The organism is Streptomyces sp. NPDC033177, assembly GCF_055577715.1.
This window is the reverse complement of record NZ_JBVIPS010000006.1, coordinates 76,520-92,244: the sequence shown is the minus strand read 5'-3', so window position 1 is coordinate 92,244 and position 15,725 is coordinate 76,520. Positions and strand designations below refer to the sequence as shown.

Sequence of the window (15,725 nt, the reverse complement as noted above, 5' to 3'; positions counted from 1 at the left end):
AGCCTGCACGATCCACCTGTCAGTGCATTACGTCACGAATTGGACAGGTCTTTCGGCCCGGTGTTTATCCACAGACGGGCTCTGAGCTGGGCATATGCATCTCCCCCAGGAGATAGGTCACATCCTGGGGGAGATTGAGTCACGAATCAATGGAGACGTGAGGGATTCGCGGGGCTCAGAGGGTCAGCTGAGGCGCTCGATGACCATGGCCATGCCCTGGCCGCCGCCGACGCACATCGTCTCCAGACCGAACTGCTTGTCGTGGAACTGGAGGCTGTTGATGAGGGTGCCGGTGATGCGGGCGCCGGTCATGCCGAAGGGGTGGCCGACCGCGATGGCGCCGCCGTTGACGTTCAGCTTGTCGAGCGGGATGTTCAGGTCGCGGTAGGAGGGGATCACCTGGGCGGCGAAGGCCTCGTTGATCTCGAAGAGGTCGATGTCGTCGACGGTGAGACCGGCGCGGGACAGGGCCTGCTTGGACGCCTCGACCGGGCCGAGGCCCATGATCTCGGGGGAGAGGCCGGTGACGCCGGTGGAGACGATGCGGGCCAGCGGGGTCAGGCCGAGCTCGCGGGCCTTGGTGTCGCTCATGATCACGAGGGCGGCGGCGCCGTCGTTGAGCGGGCAGCAGTTGCCCGCGGTGACGAGGCCGTCGGGGCGGAAGACGGGCTTGAGGCCCTCGACGCCTTCGAGGGTGACGCCGGCGCGGGGCCCGTCGTCCTTGCTGACGACGGTGCCGTCAGGGGTCGTCACGGGGGTGATCTCGCGCTCCCAGAAGCCGTTCTTGATGGCTTCCTCGGCGAGGTTCTGGGAGCGGACGCCGAACTCGTCCATGTCCCGGCGGGTGACGCCCTTGGCGCGGGCCAGGTTCTCGGCGGTCTGCCCCATCGCGATGTAGGCGTCCGGGATCAGGCCGTCCTCGCGGGGGTCGTGCCAGGTGGAGCCCTCGGTCTTGGACACGGCCTCGGTACGGGCCTCGGCGTCGGCGAAGAGGGGGTTGTGGGTGTCCGGGAGCCCGTCGCTGGACCCCTTCACGCTGCGGGACACCATCTCCACGCCGGCGGAGATGAAGACGTCGCCCTCCCCGGCCTTGATGGCGTGCAGGGCCATGCGGGAGGTCTGCAGGGAGGAGGAGCAGTACCGGGTGATGGTGCAGCCCGGCAGGTGGTCCATGCCCATCTGTACGGCGACGATGCGGCCGAGGTTGTGCCCCTGCTCGCCACCCGGCAGACCACAGCCGAGCATCAGGTCGTCGATGAGCTTCGGGTCGAGCTCGGGGACCTTGGCGAGGGCGGCCTCGATGATCGTGGCGGTCAGGTCGTCGGGGCGCAGATCCTTCAGGGAGCCCTTGAAGGCGCGGCCGATCGGGGTGCGGGCGGCGGAGACGATCACGGCTTCGGGCATCACGGCACTCCTACTGGCGGGGGCGCCCCGGGCGGAAGTGGTGCGGGGCGCGGTTGGCTGACGGGCTCGGGGTTCTCAGGACTCCCTGGGAAGTTACCTGCACGTACTGCGGTCAGTCATCGGCCGGGGACTGTGATGCGGGCCGCATTTTCCTAAGCGCTTGCTCAGTCTGGCGGGGCGCCTTGACCGGTGCCTCGGGCAGGCCGCCGCTGCGGGGTTTCCTTCCCACCCACCCGTTCACCCGGCAGTGCACCGGGTCCCGCCCGCTTGCCGGGGGTCGCGCTCGTCCACGTGCGGCACCGGGTCCCGCTCGCCCCGCTATGCGGCGTGAGTGTCCCTCGCTGACCCACCCGCTTGCCCGGAAGCGCACCTTACCCACCCACCCGCCCGCCGCGCGGCGGGCGTTTTGCTCGTCCGCTGGGTCGCTCCCGGGCGAACGGGTGGGTGGGCGGGAAAGCTTGTTCGGTCAGGGGGGATGCGGGGTGATCGGGTGGGTGGGTAGGAGAGATCCGCCGCGGAGCGGCCCGCGTCGTCCCACCGGCCTGGTGGCAGGCCGTCCCCGTCCACCCTCCCGCCCCGCAGGGCTATCGCGGCAGCGGGGACGGGTCCGGGGTGGGGTGGATGCGGCGGCGGCGTCGGCGTTTGATGAGGGCCCAGGGGCCTCGGGGCCCTGTCGGCATCGCCGCGGCGACCTCCGTGCCGCCCTCCGAGGCGGCCTGCGCGGCAGCCCGCGCCACCGGCAGGAAACCCTCCCGGCGGGACACGTCGGGGCGCTCCTCCTCAGGCCACAGGCCCAGCGAGGCGCACAGCGTCGGCAGCACCGCCATCGCCGCGGTCGCGTACCCCTCCGCGGAGGGGTGGTAGTTGTCGGGACCGAACAGCTCCCGGGGGTTCGCCAGGAACTCGGGGCCGAGCAGGTCCCCGAGTGAGACCGTGCGGCCGCCCTGTTCGACCACCCCGATCGTCTGCGCCGCGGCCAGCTGGCGCGAGACCCGGCGTGCCATCCAGCGCAGGGGCTGGTAGACGTTCTCGACCGTCCCCAGGTCGGGGCAGGTCCCGACCACCACCTCCGCCCCCGCCGTCCGCAGCCTCCGCACCGCCGACGACAGAAGGCGTACGGACCGCGTCGCCGGCATCCGGTGCGTCACGTCGTTCGCGCCGATCATCACGACGCAGACGTCCGGCACCCAGGACGAAAGATCGGAGAGGAGCACCGTCACCTGGCGGTCCAGGTCGTCCGACTGGGCCCCCGGCAACGCCACGTTCCGCAGCTCCACCGGCCGCTCGGCCACCGCCGCGAGCCCCGCCGCGAGCAGCGCGGCGGGCGTCTGCCTGGCCCGGTACACACCCTGCCCCGCCGCCGTCGAATCGCCGAGCATCGCGAACCGCAAGGGCTCCGCCCCGTCCGGCCGGTCCGCGTAACCCCAGCCGTACCGCCCGTCCGCCCGCGGGGGAGCCGGATGCTCCCCGCTGTTCCCGACGGACCGCTTCGCCAGCTGGACCTCCGCGAGGACCACTCCGACGGCCGCCGCTCCGAGCAGCCCGATACCTCCGCCGCCATAAGCCGCGCCCGCCGCGATCCGCCGCGCCACCCTCGCCCTCGACATGCTCTGCAGCCACCTCCTCGTACCGCCCTACATCAACTCATTGCCCCGTAAGGACGGTCGGCCAATCGCAAGCGGAGGTGAACGACTGAACGGGACCCTTAGGCTGACGACACCCATTCGTCGCACTACATCGCAGCCCGGAGACAACGGTGCAATTCCACGACTCGATGATCAGTCTCGTCGGCAACACCCCGCTGGTGAGGCTCAACAACGTGACCACGGGCATTCAGGCGACCGTCCTGGCCAAGGTCGAGTACTTCAACCCCGGCGGTTCCGTGAAGGACCGCATCGCGCTGCGCATGATCGAGGCGGCCGAACAGAGCGGCGAGCTGAAGCCCGGCGGCACCATCGTCGAGCCCACCTCCGGCAACACCGGGGTCGGCCTCGCCATCGTGGCCCAGCAGAAGGGCTACAAGTGCATCTTCGTGTGCCCTGACAAGGTGTCGCTCGACAAGATCAATGTGCTGCGGGCGTACGGCGCCGACGTGGTCGTCTGCCCTACCGCCGTCGATCCCGAGCACCCGGACTCGTACTACAACGTCTCCGACCGCCTGGTGCGCGAGACGCCCGGCGCCTGGAAGCCCGACCAGTACAGCAACCCGAACAACCCCCTTTCGCACTACCACTCCACCGGCCCTGAGCTGTGGGAGCAGACGGAAGGGAAGATCACCCATTTCGTGACCGGCATCGGGACCGGCGGCACCATCTCCGGGACGGGCGGGTACCTCAAGGAGATCTCCGAGGGGGGCGTGACGGTCGTCGGCGCCGACCCCGAGGGGTCCGTGTACTCCGGCGGCTCCGGGCGCCCCTACCTCGTCGAGGGTGTCGGCGAGGACTTCTGGCCGACGGCGTACGACCGGAACGTGACCGACGAGATCATCGCGGTGTCCGACAAGGACTCCTTCCAGATGACGCGGCGGCTCGCCAAGGAAGAGGGGCTGCTCGTCGGCGGGTCCTGTGGGATGGCCGTCGTGGCGGCGCTGCGCGTCGCCGAGCGGCTCGGGCCCGACGACGTCGTGGTCGTGCTGCTGCCCGACTCCGGCCGCGGCTACATGAGCAAGATCTTCAGCGACGAGTGGATGAACGACTACGGGTTCCTGGAGCAGCCGGGCGACGCGCCTCGTGTCGGTGACGTACTGCGCCGCAAGGAGGGTGGCGAGCTGCCCTCACTCGTCCACATGCACCCGGAGGAGACGGTCGGCGAGGCCATCGAGGTACTGCGGGAGTACGGCGTCTCGCAGATGCCCATCGTCAAGCCGGGCGCGGGCCACCCGGACGTGATGGCCGCGGAGGTCATCGGCTCCGTCGTCGAACGCGAACTCCTGGACGCGCTGTTCGCGCAGCGAGCCTCGCTCGGTGACCCGCTGGAGAAGCACATGTCGGACCCGCTGCCGCAGGTCGGCTCCGGCGAACCGGTCGCCGACCTGATGTCGGTGCTCGGCAGGGCCGACGCGGCGATCGTCCTGGTCGAGGGCAAGCCGACCGGTGTGGTGAGCCGTCAGGACCTGCTTGCCTTCCTCGCGGAGCAGCAGGGCCAGTAGCCGCCGGGCGTGCCGCGAGCCGCGTGCGGTGCGGCGTGGGACGAACTTCGCGGAAGTGGTACGAGCGCGTCACGTCCGCGCAGCACCCGCTTAACACGCCTGCGGCACATTGGTGGTTGTCGGCGTACAGGAACTCCGGAGCGGCTCCCGGACCTCTGAACGCCCGGACGTGGACCCGGTCCTGACCCGGCCCATGTCCCTCGCGGGGACCGCCGTCGTCCCGCCCCCTGGGAAACCGGGGGTGCGGCGGTCCCCGCGCACGAACTCCGTATACGTTCAGTACCCCTGGATCTGCGCCGCCGCATGGCTCACCGCTGCCGTGTGTGTGGTCCAGCCGGTGGGTGTTCGCACGTGGAGCTGGAATGCCGTCGGCTCGGGGGCGTAGCCCATGGGGCGGTCCGGGCTCAGGGCGAGGGCGCTCTGGAGCCAGGTGGAGGGCGCGGTCGACAGGGTCGTGCCCGCGTAGGCCCCACTGGTCGGGCGGTGGACGTGGCCCGCCAGGACGCGCGCCACGTGCGGGTGACGGGAGATGATCTCCGCCAGGGCCTCGCTGTCCGTGAGGCGCATGCCGTCCAGGTACGGGATGCCGATGTCCGCCGGCGGGTGGTGCAGACAGACCAGGGCGGGGACCCCGGGGCGGCCCGCCAACATCTCGTCGAGCCACGTGAGTTGGGCCTCGCCCAGCGTGCCGTGCGGAGCTCCCGGCACCTTCGTGTCCAGGGCGATCAGGGTCAGGCCGGCGTACTCGACGGAGTAGTGCGTGCTGTGTGTGCCGCCGAGCTGCGGCTCGCCGCCGAACGCCTTGACCAAAGCGGCGGGGTCGTCGTGGTTGCCGGTCGTCAGGTGCAGGGGCAGCGGGAAACCCGCGATGAGTTCACGCAGTTGCCCGTACTCGTCGGGGCGGCCGTGTTCCGTCAGGTCGCCGGTGATGACGACGCAGGTGGGCCGGGGTTCGAGGGCCAGGACCCGGGCGAGCGCGCGGCGCAGTCCCGCCGCTGGTTCGGACGCCAACGGGCCGGTGGTGAGGTGCGGGTCACTGAGGTGTGCGACGGACGTGGTCATGAGGGAACGGTCCGTCTCGGGCGGGGCTCCGCGCCACCGGTCCTGCTGTCAGCAGAATCCCGCGGCACGCGCCTCAGTCGTCGTCCCACTCCGACTTCCGGCCGCGGTCCTTGCCGCGTCCGAAGCTCATGCCCCGCATCGAATGCACCGCGTTCACGCCGACGATGCCGCCCCAGGTGACGAACAGGCCCGGCAGGTCGGCGTTGACCACGCCGATCGCCGAGAGGGGGATCGCGAGGATCAGCGAGACGATGCCGAACCCGAAGCGCTCGCCCCAGGAGTCCACGGGGCCGTTCGGCGCGCGGGATCCGCGGGCCACGACCATCTGCTGCTCGGCCATGTGCCGGCGCATCCGCCGGTCGATGGTGCCGTCCAGGCGCTGCTCGACCTTCCCGAGGAACGATTCGACCAGCGCGGACTCATACTCTTCGCCTAGCTCTCTGCGGGCGTGCAGAGTGGCGTCGAGTTCCTTTTTGAGTTCGGCGTCACGGGCTTCCATAGTCTTTTACGTTACGCAGCCGACGCGGGCGTGACAGTGGGGCTATCCCCCCTTTCTCGCTCCGTCGGGATGGTCGGGATGTGCGACGTGTCGCGGCGGGCGAGCAGCCAGTACAGGACCGCGGGGACCACCAGACCCACGATCCACGAGATGTCCGCGCCGCCGAGGGGCTCCACCAGCGGGCCGGTGTAGAAGTGCGTCACCAGGAAGGGCAGCTGGGCGAGGAGACCCACTCCGTAGACCGTCAGCGCGTCCCAGCGCCAGGCTCCGTAGCGGCCGTGCGGGTCGGAGAGCGCCGGGATGTCGTAGCGCTCCTTGGAGATCAGGTAGTAGTCGACCAGGTTGATCGCCGACCACGGCGTGAAGAACGTCAGGAGGAAGAGCAGGAAGTCCTTGAAGGACGTCAGGAAGCTGTCCTTGCCGAGCAGCGCCACCACCGTGCCCGCGATCATGATCAGGGTGATGTACGCCGCCCTGCCGCGCGGCGAGAGCGTCTTCTGGCCGCGGAATCCGCTGATGCTGGTCACCATCGACATGAAGCCGCCGTAGGTGTTGAGCACGTTGATGGTCAGCTTGCCGAGCGCGATCACGAAGTACAGGAACGAGGCGATCAGGCCCGTGCCGCCCAGGCCGACCACGTACCCGACCTGGTTGGCGAGGAACGCCTCGCCCGCGCTCGCCGCCACGAGGACACCGAACGTCATCGACCACTGCGAGCCGAGCGCCGACCCCGAAAGGGTCCACCAGAAGGTGGCCCGCCCCGACGTCGTACGCGGCAGATAGCGCGAGTAGTCGGCCACGTACGGGCCGAAGGCGAGCTGCCAGGACGCCGAGAGGGAGACGGCCAGCAGGAACATCGGCAGGTCGAAGTGCGCGTCGTTCAGGAGCGCCGAGAGGTCCACGCGGTCCAGGAGGCGGATGCCCAGGTAGATGAAGGCGAGCGCGCAGATCACGCTCGCCACCCGGCCGAGGACATGGATCACGCGGTAGCCGACGGCCGCCACCACGGCGGTGATCACCGCGAAGATGATGATGCCGGTGGTGTCGTTCGTGTGCGTCAGCTGCGCCGTGGCCTGTCCGGCGAGGACGCTGCCGCTCGCGAAGAACCCGACGTACATGAGGATGACCAGGAGGAGCGGTACGACGGCTCCCCGCACCCCGAACTGGGCACGCGACTGGATCATCTGCGGCAGGCCCAGCTTCGGTCCCTGCGCCGAGTGCAGGGCCATCACGGCGCCGCCGAGCAGATTGCCGAGCAGCAGGCCGATCACCGACCACACCACGTCGCCGCCGAAGACGACGGCGAGCGCGCCGGTGACGACCGCGGTGATCTGCAGGTTGGCGCCGAGCCAGAGGGTGAACTGGCTGAACGCGGTGCCGTGCCGTTCGTCGTCGGGGACGACGTCGATGGAGCGCCGCTCCACGAGAGTGTCTGCCATGATCCGGTGAACTCCCTGCTGCTGTACGAGCTACCTCTTGCGTGAGCTACTTCTTGGTGATTCCGTGCTCCGCCGCCCAGTCGTTCGCGACGTCCTCCGGGTCCTTCTTGTCCTTGTCCACCAGGCGGTTGAGCTCGGTGAGGTCCTTGGTCGTCAGGGCGTTGCCCAGGCGCGCGAGCGCCTTGCGGACCGTCGAGTCGGCCTTGCGGTCGGCGATGAGCGGCACGACGTGCTGGCCGGGGATCAGGTTCTTGGGGTCGGTGAGCACGACCCACTTCTCGGCGACGATGTCCGTGTCGGTGGTGAAGAGGTTCGCCACGTCCACGTCGCCCTTCTTCAGGGCGCCCTTCACGAGCGGCCCGGAGGAGTCGAGGGACTTGAACTCCTTGAACTCCACGCCGTACACGTCCTTGAGGCCGACCGAGCCGACCTGGCGCTTCTTGACCTCGGGCGCCGCGCCGATGACGAGCTTGCCGTTGTGCTTCGCCAGGTCGGCGAGGGACTTCAGGCCGTACTTGTCGGCGGTCTCCTGGGTGACGGCGAAGGCGTCGGAGTCCTCGGCCTTGCCGTAGGGCAGGATCTGCAGGCCGCGCGGCAGGACCATGGCGAGGGCGTTCTGCATCTCGCCCTCCTCGGTGGCCTTCGCCTTGGTGTCGAGGTAGTGCAGGAGCGCGCCCTGGTACTCGGGCAGCAGGTCGATGTCGCCGCCCTTGAGTGCGGGGATGAGGATCTCGCGGGTGCCGAGGTTGGGGCGGACGGTCGTCTTCACGCCTTCCGCCTCCAGGGCGGCGGCGTAGAGGTATCCGAGCACCTGGTTCTCGGTGAAGTTGGCGGTGCCGATGGTGACGCCGCCCTTGCTGGAGCCACCGCCTCCGCCGCCGGAGCCTCCCCCGTCGAGGGAGGTGATGCCGCCGCTGCAGGCGGCGAGCGCGGGGACGGACGCGGCGGCGAAGAGTCCGCCGAGGAGGGTCCTGCGGTTCATGGGGGCCATCTGGGGTGCTCCTAGGCCGACTTGGCGGGGCGGTGGCGGAAGAGGGCGCGCTGCAGTGCGGAGAGCGCGAGATCGAGGACGACGGCGACGACGGCCACGAGCACGGCACCGCCGAGCACCTGCACGAGGTCGCGCTGGGCGAGCCCGTCGAAGACGTACCGGCCGAGCCCGCCGAAGGAGACGTACGCGGCGATGGTGGCCGTCGCGACGACCTGGATGAGCGCGAGCCGGAGCCCGGTCATGATCAGCGGCAGCGCGAGGGGCAGTTCGACCTGGAAGAGGACCTGGTGCCAGCGCATGCCCTGGCCGCGCGCGGCGTCCCGTACCTCGGGGTCGACGGCGGTCATTCCCGCGTACGTGTTGGTGACGATGGAGGGGATGGCGAGCGCCACCAGGGCGATGTAGACGGGCCACATGGACAGGCCGCTGGCCAGGAAGACCAGTACGACGAGGCCGACCGTGGGGAGCGCGCGCCCGAAGCTGGACAGGTTGATGGCGAGGAAGGCGCCGCGCCCGGTGTGCCCGATGAGCAGGCCGATGGGCAGGGCGATCGCTGCGGCGATCAGGGTGGCGAGCAGCGAGTACTGGAGGTGCTCGGCGAGGCGGTGCCCGATGCCGTCGGACCCGGCCCACTGCTCGCCGCTGACCAGCCAGGCGCCGAGGTCCTTGAAGAGTTCGTACATGTCACGCGCTCCTCTTGCGGCGGGTCCAGGGGGTCAGGACGTACTGGAGGGTGACGAGCAGCGCGTCCGCGACGAGCGCGAGGAGCAGGGTCAGGACGACGCCGACGATGACGGGGGTGGGGAAGTTGCGCTGGAACCCGTCCGTGAAGAGCTGTCCAAGACCGCCGTCGCCGATGTAGGTCGCCACCGAGACGAGGGAGATCGCCATGACCGTCGCGATCCGTACGCCCGCCATGATCACCGGGAGCGCGAGGGGGAGTTCGACGGTGAGGAGGGTGCGCAGCGGGCGGGTGCCCATGGCCTTCGCGGCTTCCTTCGTCTTCGCCGGTACGGAGTCCAGGCCCTCGACGGTGTTCCGCAGGAGCACGACGAGCGTGTAGATCGTCAGGCCGATGACGGTCGTGGTGCGGGTGAGTCCGCTGACGGGCAGGAGCAGCACGAAGACGGCGATGGACGGGATGGTGAACAGGACGTTCGACAGGCCGAGCAGCAGTCCGCGCAGGGGGCGCACGCGGTGGGCGAGAACGGCCAGGGGGAGCGAGATGAGCAGGCCGAGGAGTACGGCGGTGAGGGCGGCCTGGAGGTGGGAGAGGGTGAGGGTGGTGAGGTCGTCGGTGTGGTCGGCTATCCACGACCAGTCGACGGTCATGAGTCAGCCTTGCTTGCGCCCACCGTGGCCGCGTCCACCGCGTCGGAGGCCGCGACCGCCGCGCTCGCGTCGGTGTGCACCTGCCCCGCGTGCTCGTGGATCTCGTCCCGTGATGTCACGCCGGTGAGGGTGCCCGTCGCGTCGACTCGGGCCACCAGGCCGCTCGGGGCGGCTATCGACTCGTTCAAAGCCGAAAGCAGCGAGTCCGTGTCCCGCAGGGGCCGTACGGGGACGTCCGCCGCGTCGCCGTCCTTGTGCCGCCACGAGACCGGCGCTCCCACCGCGTCGAGTCGCAGCGTCCAGGCGCCGCCCTCCGGGGCCGGGGCCTGCGGGACGTCCGCGAGCGTCGTCAGGGAGAGCAGCTTCAGGCCGCGCTCGGCGCCCAGGAAGTCCGCGACGAAGTCGTCGGCGGGGCGGGCCAGGAGCTCGGCGGGGCTCGCGCACTGGACGAGGTGGCCGCCGGTGCGGAAGACGGCTATGCGGTCGCCGAGCCGTACGGCCTCGTCGATGTCGTGCGTGACGAAGACGATGGTCTTGTTCAACTCCCGCTGGAGGCGCAGGAGTTCGTCCTGGAGCTGCGTACGGACCACGGGGTCCACCGCGCCGAACGGCTCGTCCATCAGGAGCACCGGCGGGTCCGCGGCAAGGGCGCGGGCCACGCCCACGCGCTGCTGCTGGCCACCGGAGAGCTGGTGCGGGTAGCGCTTCCCGGCGTCGGCGGTGAGGCCGACCGTCTCCAGGAGCTCCGCCGCCCGCGCCCGCGCCTTCTTGCGGCCCCAGCCGAGCAGCAGCGGCACCGTCGCGACGTTGTCCAGGACGGTGCGGTGCGGGAAGAGCCCGGACTGCTGGATCACGTAACCGATGGAACGGCGCAGTTCGGCGGCGTCCTGCTCCAGGACGTCCTTGCCGCCGACCCTGATCGTCCCGGAGGTCGGGTCGACCATCCGGTTGATCATGCGGAGCGTCGTCGTCTTGCCGCAACCGGAAGATCCGACGAGGACGGTCACGCCCCCTTCCGGCATCTCGAGGCTGAGGTCGTGGACCGCGGTGGTGCCGTTCGGGAAGCGCTTGTGGACCGTATCGAATTGGATCATGAGGAGTCCCTTGCCCGGCTGTATATCGTCATGCAGAGTTCTCGTTGACTGAATAGATTGTCAATAGCTTGTCCACGCCCCGACGTAAATCACTGGTAACGAGTGGTCGCAGGGCAAGACGGAGCGCCCGGTTGAGGAGGAATTACGAGTGATGTCGTCTCGTATCGCGGACAGGGCGACCGACGCCAGTGACTCGGTCGTCGTCCTGGACGGCCGGGGACTGATGGTCGCAGATGTCGTACGTATGGCCGAATCCACCGCAAAGCCCGTACCCGGAACGGACGGCATGAAGCGTGTGGAGCTCTCGTGGAACGCCGCGCGGGAGATCGCCTCCTGGGGCCGCGTCTACGGCCGCTCCACCGGAGTGGGCGCCAACCGGAATGAGTCCGTGCCGACCGAGGCCGCCGCCGACCACGGCCTGCGGCTGCTGCGCAGCCACGCCGGGGCGATCGGTGAGGAGCTGCCCGCGCGGCAGGTGCGCGCGATGCTCGCGGTCCGCGCCAACCAGCTCCTCGCGGGCGGCGCGGGCCTGCGCCCGACCGTCGTCACGGCGCTCTGCGAGGCCCTGGAGACAGGCGCGTACCCCAAGGTCAACGAATTCGGCTCGGTCGGTACGGGCGACATCGCCGCGCTCGCGCAGATGGGCCTCGCGCTCGCGGGCGAGCACCCCTGGCAGGGAGCGGGCGCGGCCCCCGCCCCGCAGCCCCTCGACAACAACGACGCGCTCGCCCTGATCAGCAGCAACGCCCTGACCCTCGGCCAGTCCGCGCTCGCCCTGCACGAACTGCGCGGCCTGATCACGGCCACGCAGGTGGTGGCGGCGCTGACCCTGATGGCGGTCGACGGTTCGTACGAGGCGTACGCGCTGCCCGTGCACGAGGCGCGGCGCCACTCCGGTTCGTACGCGGTCGCCGAACGGATGCGGCAGATCCTCGGCGCCCCCGACCGCCCCACGCCGCCGCTCGGCCGCATCCAGGACCCGTACGGCCTGCGCTGTGTGCCGCAGATCCACGGGCCCGCGCACGACGCGGCGGATGCCCTTGAGGAGGTCCTCACGGTGGAGATCAACGCGGCCGCCGAGAACCCGCTGATCTCGGCCGAGGACATGGCGGCCTACCACCACGGCGGCTTCTACCTGGCCCAACTCGCCCTGTCGCTCGACCACTTCAGGCTCGCGGTGACCCAGGCGGCGCGCCTCTCCACGTCCCGCCTCTCGACCCTGAACGAACCGGGCTTCACCCGCCTGCGGCCCTTCCTCGCCGACGGCGAACCGGCGTCGTCGGGCGTCATGATCCTGGAGTACGCGGCCGGCGCGGCCCTCGGCGACCTGCGGGCCTTCTCCGCGCCCGCATCCCTCGGCCACGCGGTGCTCTCCCGCGGGGTCGAGGAGCAGGCCAGCTTCGCCTCGCTCGCGGCGCGCCAGACACTGCGCGCGTGCGACGCGTATCGCCTGGTCGTCGGCTGCGAACTGGTGGCTGCCATAAGGGCGTTGAGGCAGCGGGACATGCGCCTCGACCCGGAGCTCCCCGTCGGGCGGGCCTTCGAGCTCGCGGACTCCGTCCTCGACGCGGAGCTGGCCGACCGGCCGTTGACGGATGATGTGACGGCGGCGGCCGGGCTGCTCGACCGGTTCACGGAGCTGTGGTCAAGCCTGGGTGAGAGTCAGGGTGTTGTGAGGGGAACGGTATGAGTGACAGTCCTGCGGCGCGGCTGCAAGTGCTCTTCGAGGGCCACCGGCTCACGCCCACCCAGCGGCGCATCGCGCACTGCATGGTGCGGCGGGCGCCGGACGTCCCCTTTCTCTCCAGCGTCGAGCTGGCGGAGCTCGCCGGGGTCAGCCAGCCCTCGGTGACCCGTTTCGCCGTGGCGCTCGGCTTCGACGGTTATCCGGCGCTGCGCAGGCACCTGCGCGAACTCGCGCCCGCGGAGGCGGCGGGCGGGGACTCCCTCAACGAGTACCAGCAGGCGGTCGAGGCGGAGATCGCGAACCTGCGGCACCTCGCGGAGGTGCTCGCCGACCCCGCGCCGGTCGAGCGCGCCGGACGGCTCCTCGCCTCGTCCCGCCCGCTCCCGGTCCTCGGCCTGCGGGCGGCGGCGTCCCAGGCGTACGGCTTCTCGTACTTCGCGGCGAAGGTCCACCCCGACGTGCGCCTCCTCGACGAGGGCGGCACGATGCTGGCCGACCGGATCGACGCGGCGGTGCGGGCGGGAGCGACGGCGCTCCTGTGCTTCGCGCTGCCGAGGCACCCGCGGGAGGTGGTGGACGCCCTGGCCCACGCCCAGGGGGCGGGCCTCTCCGTGGTGACGGTGGCCGACTCGGCGTTCGCCCCCGTGGCCGCGCACTCCGACCTCCTCCTCCCGGCGGCGGTCGGCACCGGCCTCGCCTTCGACACGGCCTGCGCGCCGATGCTCCTTGGCCGCGTACTCCTGGAGGCGATGTGCGACGGACTCCCGGACGCCCAGGCGCGGTTGGAGGAGTTCGACGCGGGGGCGGCGGCGCGGGGTCTTTTCGTGGAGTGAGGCATACGTACGGCGGACCGGGCCGGCAGGCCCGGTCCGCCGCTTTCTGCGTGCCTGGCTCAGACGTCCAGGTTCGCCTCGATGCGTTTGAGCTGGTGCCTGGCCATGGCCAGGTTGGACCGCTTCTGGTCGAGGGCCACGTAGAGGAACAGGCCGTTGTTGTTGCGGCCCTTGATCAGCCGGATCAGGTGGTACTGACTGCTGAGCGAGATCAGGATGTCCTCGATCTCGTCCTTGAGGTCCAGGAGTTCCATCGTGCGCAGCTTGGCGCGCACCACGTCGGTGTTGCCCGCCGCGGCGACGGCCAGGTCCAGGTCCTTTCCGCCGCCGATGGTGCCGAGGGCCATGCCGCTCGTGTAGTCGACCAGGGCGGCGCCGATGACTCCCTCGATCGAGGTGGTGACTTCCTTGAGCGATGTCTCTGTGTTGGCCATGAATTTCGCACTTCCTTTCCGTCTGCCGGGTGTACGCGGTGCGGGGGGTGATGAGGGTGTGGTGGGGGACATGGGTCAGGTTTCCTCCGCTCGTTCGACGGCGGCGTCGACCAGCTCTCCGATGAGCACGCTCGAACGGCGGCCCTCCAGGTGCAGCCGGCCCACGTTGACTCGGGACTCGGCGAGCAGCGTGAGCACCGCGGACGAGCCGGCGGTGTACGTCGCCACGTAGCCGCCCTCACCGCGGATGAGCAGTTCGCGGAAGCCGCCCTGATGCGTCGCGTCGGAGAGCCGCAGGGCCACTCCGAGCGCCGCCGCGGTGAGCGCGCAGAGGCCCTCCGGCTCGACGTCCGGCGCGTCCTGCGCGAGCACGAAGCCGTCGACGCTGGCCGTCAGGGCGCCCTTGAGCTGAGGAATCCTGGTCCGCAGCCGTTTCAGTTCGACGAGTACGTCGGCTTCGGCAGCCATCAGCTCTCTCCTCCCGGCGCGCTTCCAGAGCGCGAAAAACTTCATGGGCACGGGGGCCAAGTCCCTTGAACGGCGCGGACATTCACAGGGTCGCCTCCAGCGCGTCACGGACCCGGCGCAGCAGGGCGACGTCCGGCTCGTCGTGGTCATCGCGGGCCGGGGCGGGAAGCATCGGCGGGGCCGGCTCGGGCGTGCGCGGAGGCTCCACGAGCCCGGCCGCGGCGAGCCGCCTGACCTCGATCAGCGTGTGGAAGGAGGGCCGGCCGAGCGCCCAGGCGATGGCCGTCGGCGTACGGACACCGTCGGCGAGCCGCAGCAGCGCGTCCTGCCGTCCGGTGACCGTTTGCCCGGGAGCGGGCGGGCGCGCCACGACGGGAGAGGTGTCCAGCTCGGGGCAGGGCCAGACGCTGTCGAGCAGGGCGCGGCGCCGCCGGGTCTCCCGCTCCACGGCCTCGGCCGCCACCGGGCGCACCCGGCCGAGCCAGTGCGCGACGCCGTACCGGAAACGGGTGGGGCCGCTCGCCGGGCCGAGGACGAAGAACGCGGCGTCGAACAGTGCGCCGATGTGGCAGACCTCCAGCTCGCCCGCGGTGACCCGGCCGCTGTCGATCAACTGCCGCCCCACCTCGTTGCGCGTCCCCGCCAGCGAGAGGGCCTCCTGCCAGCCCTGCGGGGCCAGCGCCCCGCCGGCCGTGAGCAGGACGTCTATGCCCGGCGCGGCGGGGCTCTCCGCGTGCACGACGCGGCCCTCGACGAGGTAGAGGGTGCCCTGGTCGCGCAGCAGCGCACCGGTCGCGCGCTCGTCGGCGAGGCGCATCAGCATGGGCGAGGTGGCGGCCGCGGTGATGCGCATGGCGTTCACACCAGCACCAGGCGCTCGGAGAGGTCACGCAGCCGCATGCGGGCGAGCGCGAGATTCCCGGTGTGCCGGTCGAGCCAGAGATAGAGGAAGACGCTGCTGTCGAAGGTCGTCTCGACGAAGCGGATCAGATGGAACCCGGTCCTCGTGGTGAGCATGAGGTCCTCTACGGGGAGCCCCTTGCGGTCGTCGTCCCGTGCCGTGTCCAGCGCGTCGTCCCGGGGCGCGAACGCCTGGTACTCCGCCGCGGCCCGCGCCACCTCCGCGGTCTCGGCGGCGGTCGCCTCGTGGTCGCCGCCGGGAGGATCGCCGACCGAACCGAGGGCGAGCCCGCTGGTCCAGTCGACGATCGCCGCACCGCGCGCACCGGGCAGTGTCATGGCTTCGAGCAGACACTCGTCGATTCCGGGCACGCGGCTTCCCTTCCCCAGGGTTGAACCGGGTGGCCCCTACCACCCGACCGGGGGCTCAGCGC

Annotated in this window: 16 protein-coding genes; 3 read left to right on the top strand and 13 right to left on the bottom strand. The window is 70.6% G+C overall.

Features of this window, described 5'->3' with window-relative positions:
• Window positions 1-183: 183 nt before the first annotated feature.
• Both ACZ5U5_RS21445 and ACZ5U5_RS21440 read right to left on the bottom strand, forming a co-directional pair.
• Entirely contained in the window at window positions 184-1,404 is a 1,221-nt protein-coding gene (locus ACZ5U5_RS21445) for an acetyl-CoA C-acetyltransferase (protein WP_469023972.1), read from the bottom strand.
• Between the two features lie 584 nt (window positions 1,405-1,988).
• On the bottom strand, window positions 1,989-3,011 hold the full coding sequence (locus ACZ5U5_RS21440) for an SGNH/GDSL hydrolase family protein (RefSeq protein WP_469023969.1): 1,023 nt from the start codon (window positions 3,009-3,011) through the stop codon (window positions 1,989-1,991).
• Window positions 3,012-3,160: 149 nt separating this feature from the next.
• On the opposite strand from ACZ5U5_RS21440, the gene ACZ5U5_RS21435 reads away from it, so the two are divergent.
• Window positions 3,161-4,552, top strand: coding sequence for a cystathionine beta-synthase (locus ACZ5U5_RS21435; RefSeq protein WP_469023967.1), 1,392 nt, complete (start codon window positions 3,161-3,163; stop codon window positions 4,550-4,552).
• Between the two features lie 276 nt (window positions 4,553-4,828).
• On the opposite strand, the gene ACZ5U5_RS21430 is transcribed toward ACZ5U5_RS21435, so the two are convergent.
• The 7 genes from ACZ5U5_RS21430 to ACZ5U5_RS21400 all read right to left on the bottom strand — a co-directional run bounded on the left by ACZ5U5_RS21430 (window position 4,829) and on the right by ACZ5U5_RS21400 (window position 10,969).
• On the bottom strand, window positions 4,829-5,614 hold the full coding sequence (locus ACZ5U5_RS21430) for a phosphodiesterase (protein ID WP_469023965.1): 786 nt from the start codon (window positions 5,612-5,614) through the stop codon (window positions 4,829-4,831).
• Between the two features lie 73 nt (window positions 5,615-5,687).
• Window positions 5,688-6,113: a hypothetical protein gene (locus ACZ5U5_RS21425; RefSeq protein ID WP_469023962.1), complete on the bottom strand. Its 426-nt coding sequence runs from the start codon at window positions 6,111-6,113 to the stop codon at window positions 5,688-5,690.
• 11 nt (window positions 6,114-6,124) lie between these two features.
• Window positions 6,125-7,552, bottom strand: coding sequence for a purine-cytosine permease family protein (locus ACZ5U5_RS21420; protein ID WP_469023960.1), 1,428 nt, complete (start codon window positions 7,550-7,552; stop codon window positions 6,125-6,127).
• A 46-nt stretch (window positions 7,553-7,598) separates the two neighbouring features.
• On the bottom strand, window positions 7,599-8,534 hold the full coding sequence (locus ACZ5U5_RS21415; RefSeq protein WP_469024971.1) for an ABC transporter substrate-binding protein: 936 nt from the start codon (window positions 8,532-8,534) through the stop codon (window positions 7,599-7,601).
• A 20-nt stretch (window positions 8,535-8,554) separates the two neighbouring features.
• Complete coding sequence (locus ACZ5U5_RS21410) at window positions 8,555-9,226, bottom strand: ABC transporter permease (protein WP_469023958.1); 672 nt, start codon at window positions 9,224-9,226, stop codon at window positions 8,555-8,557.
• Between the two features lies 1 nt (window position 9,227).
• The gene (locus tag ACZ5U5_RS21405; protein ID WP_365821212.1) at window positions 9,228-9,875 is read right to left on the bottom strand and encodes an ABC transporter permease; all 648 of its coding nucleotides are present in this window, start codon (window positions 9,873-9,875) and stop codon (window positions 9,228-9,230) included.
• On the bottom strand, window positions 9,872-10,969 hold the full coding sequence (locus tag ACZ5U5_RS21400) for an ABC transporter ATP-binding protein (protein ID WP_469023955.1): 1,098 nt from the start codon (window positions 10,967-10,969) through the stop codon (window positions 9,872-9,874). The genes ACZ5U5_RS21405 and ACZ5U5_RS21400 overlap by 4 nt, the downstream gene beginning before the upstream one ends.
• A gap of 151 nt (window positions 10,970-11,120) precedes the next feature.
• On the opposite strand from ACZ5U5_RS21400, the gene ACZ5U5_RS21395 reads away from it, so the two are divergent.
• Window positions 11,121-12,659 (top strand): aromatic amino acid ammonia-lyase, encoded by a 1,539-nt coding sequence (locus tag ACZ5U5_RS21395; RefSeq protein ID WP_469023953.1) that lies wholly within the window; start codon window positions 11,121-11,123, stop codon window positions 12,657-12,659.
• The gene (locus tag ACZ5U5_RS21390) at window positions 12,656-13,489 is read left to right on the top strand and encodes a MurR/RpiR family transcriptional regulator (protein WP_469023950.1); all 834 of its coding nucleotides are present in this window, start codon (window positions 12,656-12,658) and stop codon (window positions 13,487-13,489) included. The genes ACZ5U5_RS21395 and ACZ5U5_RS21390 overlap by 4 nt, the downstream gene beginning before the upstream one ends.
• Window positions 13,490-13,548: 59 nt before the next feature.
• Here the strand turns inward: ACZ5U5_RS21390 and ACZ5U5_RS21385 are convergent, their stop codons facing one another.
• The 4 genes from ACZ5U5_RS21385 to ACZ5U5_RS21370 all read right to left on the bottom strand — a co-directional run bounded on the left by ACZ5U5_RS21385 (window position 13,549) and on the right by ACZ5U5_RS21370 (window position 15,663).
• Window positions 13,549-13,923, bottom strand: a complete 375-nt coding sequence (locus tag ACZ5U5_RS21385; protein ID WP_363211635.1) for a hypothetical protein — start codon at window positions 13,921-13,923, stop codon at window positions 13,549-13,551.
• Window positions 13,924-13,998: 75 nt separating this feature from the next.
• Window positions 13,999-14,391 carry a roadblock/LC7 domain-containing protein gene (locus tag ACZ5U5_RS21380; protein ID WP_363211634.1) on the bottom strand — a complete coding sequence of 131 codons (393 nt, stop codon included), beginning with the start codon at window positions 14,389-14,391 and terminating at the stop codon, window positions 13,999-14,001.
• Window positions 14,392-14,473: 82 nt separating this feature from the next.
• Complete coding sequence (locus ACZ5U5_RS21375) at window positions 14,474-15,244, bottom strand: transcriptional regulator (protein ID WP_469023945.1); 771 nt, start codon at window positions 15,242-15,244, stop codon at window positions 14,474-14,476.
• Window positions 15,245-15,249: 5 nt separating this feature from the next.
• A complete protein-coding gene (locus ACZ5U5_RS21370; RefSeq protein WP_469023943.1) occupies window positions 15,250-15,663 on the bottom strand; it encodes a hypothetical protein in 414 nt (137 codons plus the stop codon).
• Between the last annotated feature and the right edge of the window lie 62 nt (window positions 15,664-15,725).

Bases quoted from the DNA above. Each gene is read 5' to 3' on its own strand.
- ACZ5U5_RS21410 (WP_469023958.1), bottom strand. From the start codon at position 9,226: ATGTACGAACTCTTCAAGGACCTCGGCGCCTGGCTGGTCAGCGGCGAG.
- ACZ5U5_RS21420 (WP_469023960.1), bottom strand. From the start codon at position 7,552: ATGGCAGACACTCTCGTGGAGCGGCGCTCCATCGACGTCGTCCCCGAC.
- ACZ5U5_RS21425 (WP_469023962.1), bottom strand. From the start codon at position 6,113: ATGGAAGCCCGTGACGCCGAACTCAAAAAGGAACTCGACGCCACTCTG.
- ACZ5U5_RS21440 (WP_469023969.1), bottom strand. From the start codon at position 3,011: ATGTCGAGGGCGAGGGTGGCGCGGCGGATCGCGGCGGGCGCGGCTTAT.
- ACZ5U5_RS21415 (WP_469024971.1), bottom strand. From the start codon at position 8,534: ATGAACCGCAGGACCCTCCTCGGCGGACTCTTCGCCGCCGCGTCCGTC.
- ACZ5U5_RS21390 (WP_469023950.1), top strand. From the start codon at position 12,656: ATGAGTGACAGTCCTGCGGCGCGGCTGCAAGTGCTCTTCGAGGGCCAC.
- ACZ5U5_RS21380 (WP_363211634.1), bottom strand. From the start codon at position 14,391: ATGGCTGCCGAAGCCGACGTACTCGTCGAACTGAAACGGCTGCGGACC.
- ACZ5U5_RS21395 (WP_469023953.1), top strand. From the start codon at position 11,121: ATGTCGTCTCGTATCGCGGACAGGGCGACCGACGCCAGTGACTCGGTC.
- ACZ5U5_RS21400 (WP_469023955.1), bottom strand. From the start codon at position 10,969: ATGATCCAATTCGATACGGTCCACAAGCGCTTCCCGAACGGCACCACC.
- ACZ5U5_RS21445 (WP_469023972.1), bottom strand. From the start codon at position 1,404: ATGCCCGAAGCCGTGATCGTCTCCGCCGCCCGCACCCCGATCGGCCGC.
- ACZ5U5_RS21385 (WP_363211635.1), bottom strand. From the start codon at position 13,923: ATGGCCAACACAGAGACATCGCTCAAGGAAGTCACCACCTCGATCGAG.
- ACZ5U5_RS21375 (WP_469023945.1), bottom strand. From the start codon at position 15,244: ATGCGCATCACCGCGGCCGCCACCTCGCCCATGCTGATGCGCCTCGCC.
- ACZ5U5_RS21430 (WP_469023965.1), bottom strand. From the start codon at position 5,614: ATGACCACGTCCGTCGCACACCTCAGTGACCCGCACCTCACCACCGGC.
- ACZ5U5_RS21405 (WP_365821212.1), bottom strand. From the start codon at position 9,875: ATGACCGTCGACTGGTCGTGGATAGCCGACCACACCGACGACCTCACC.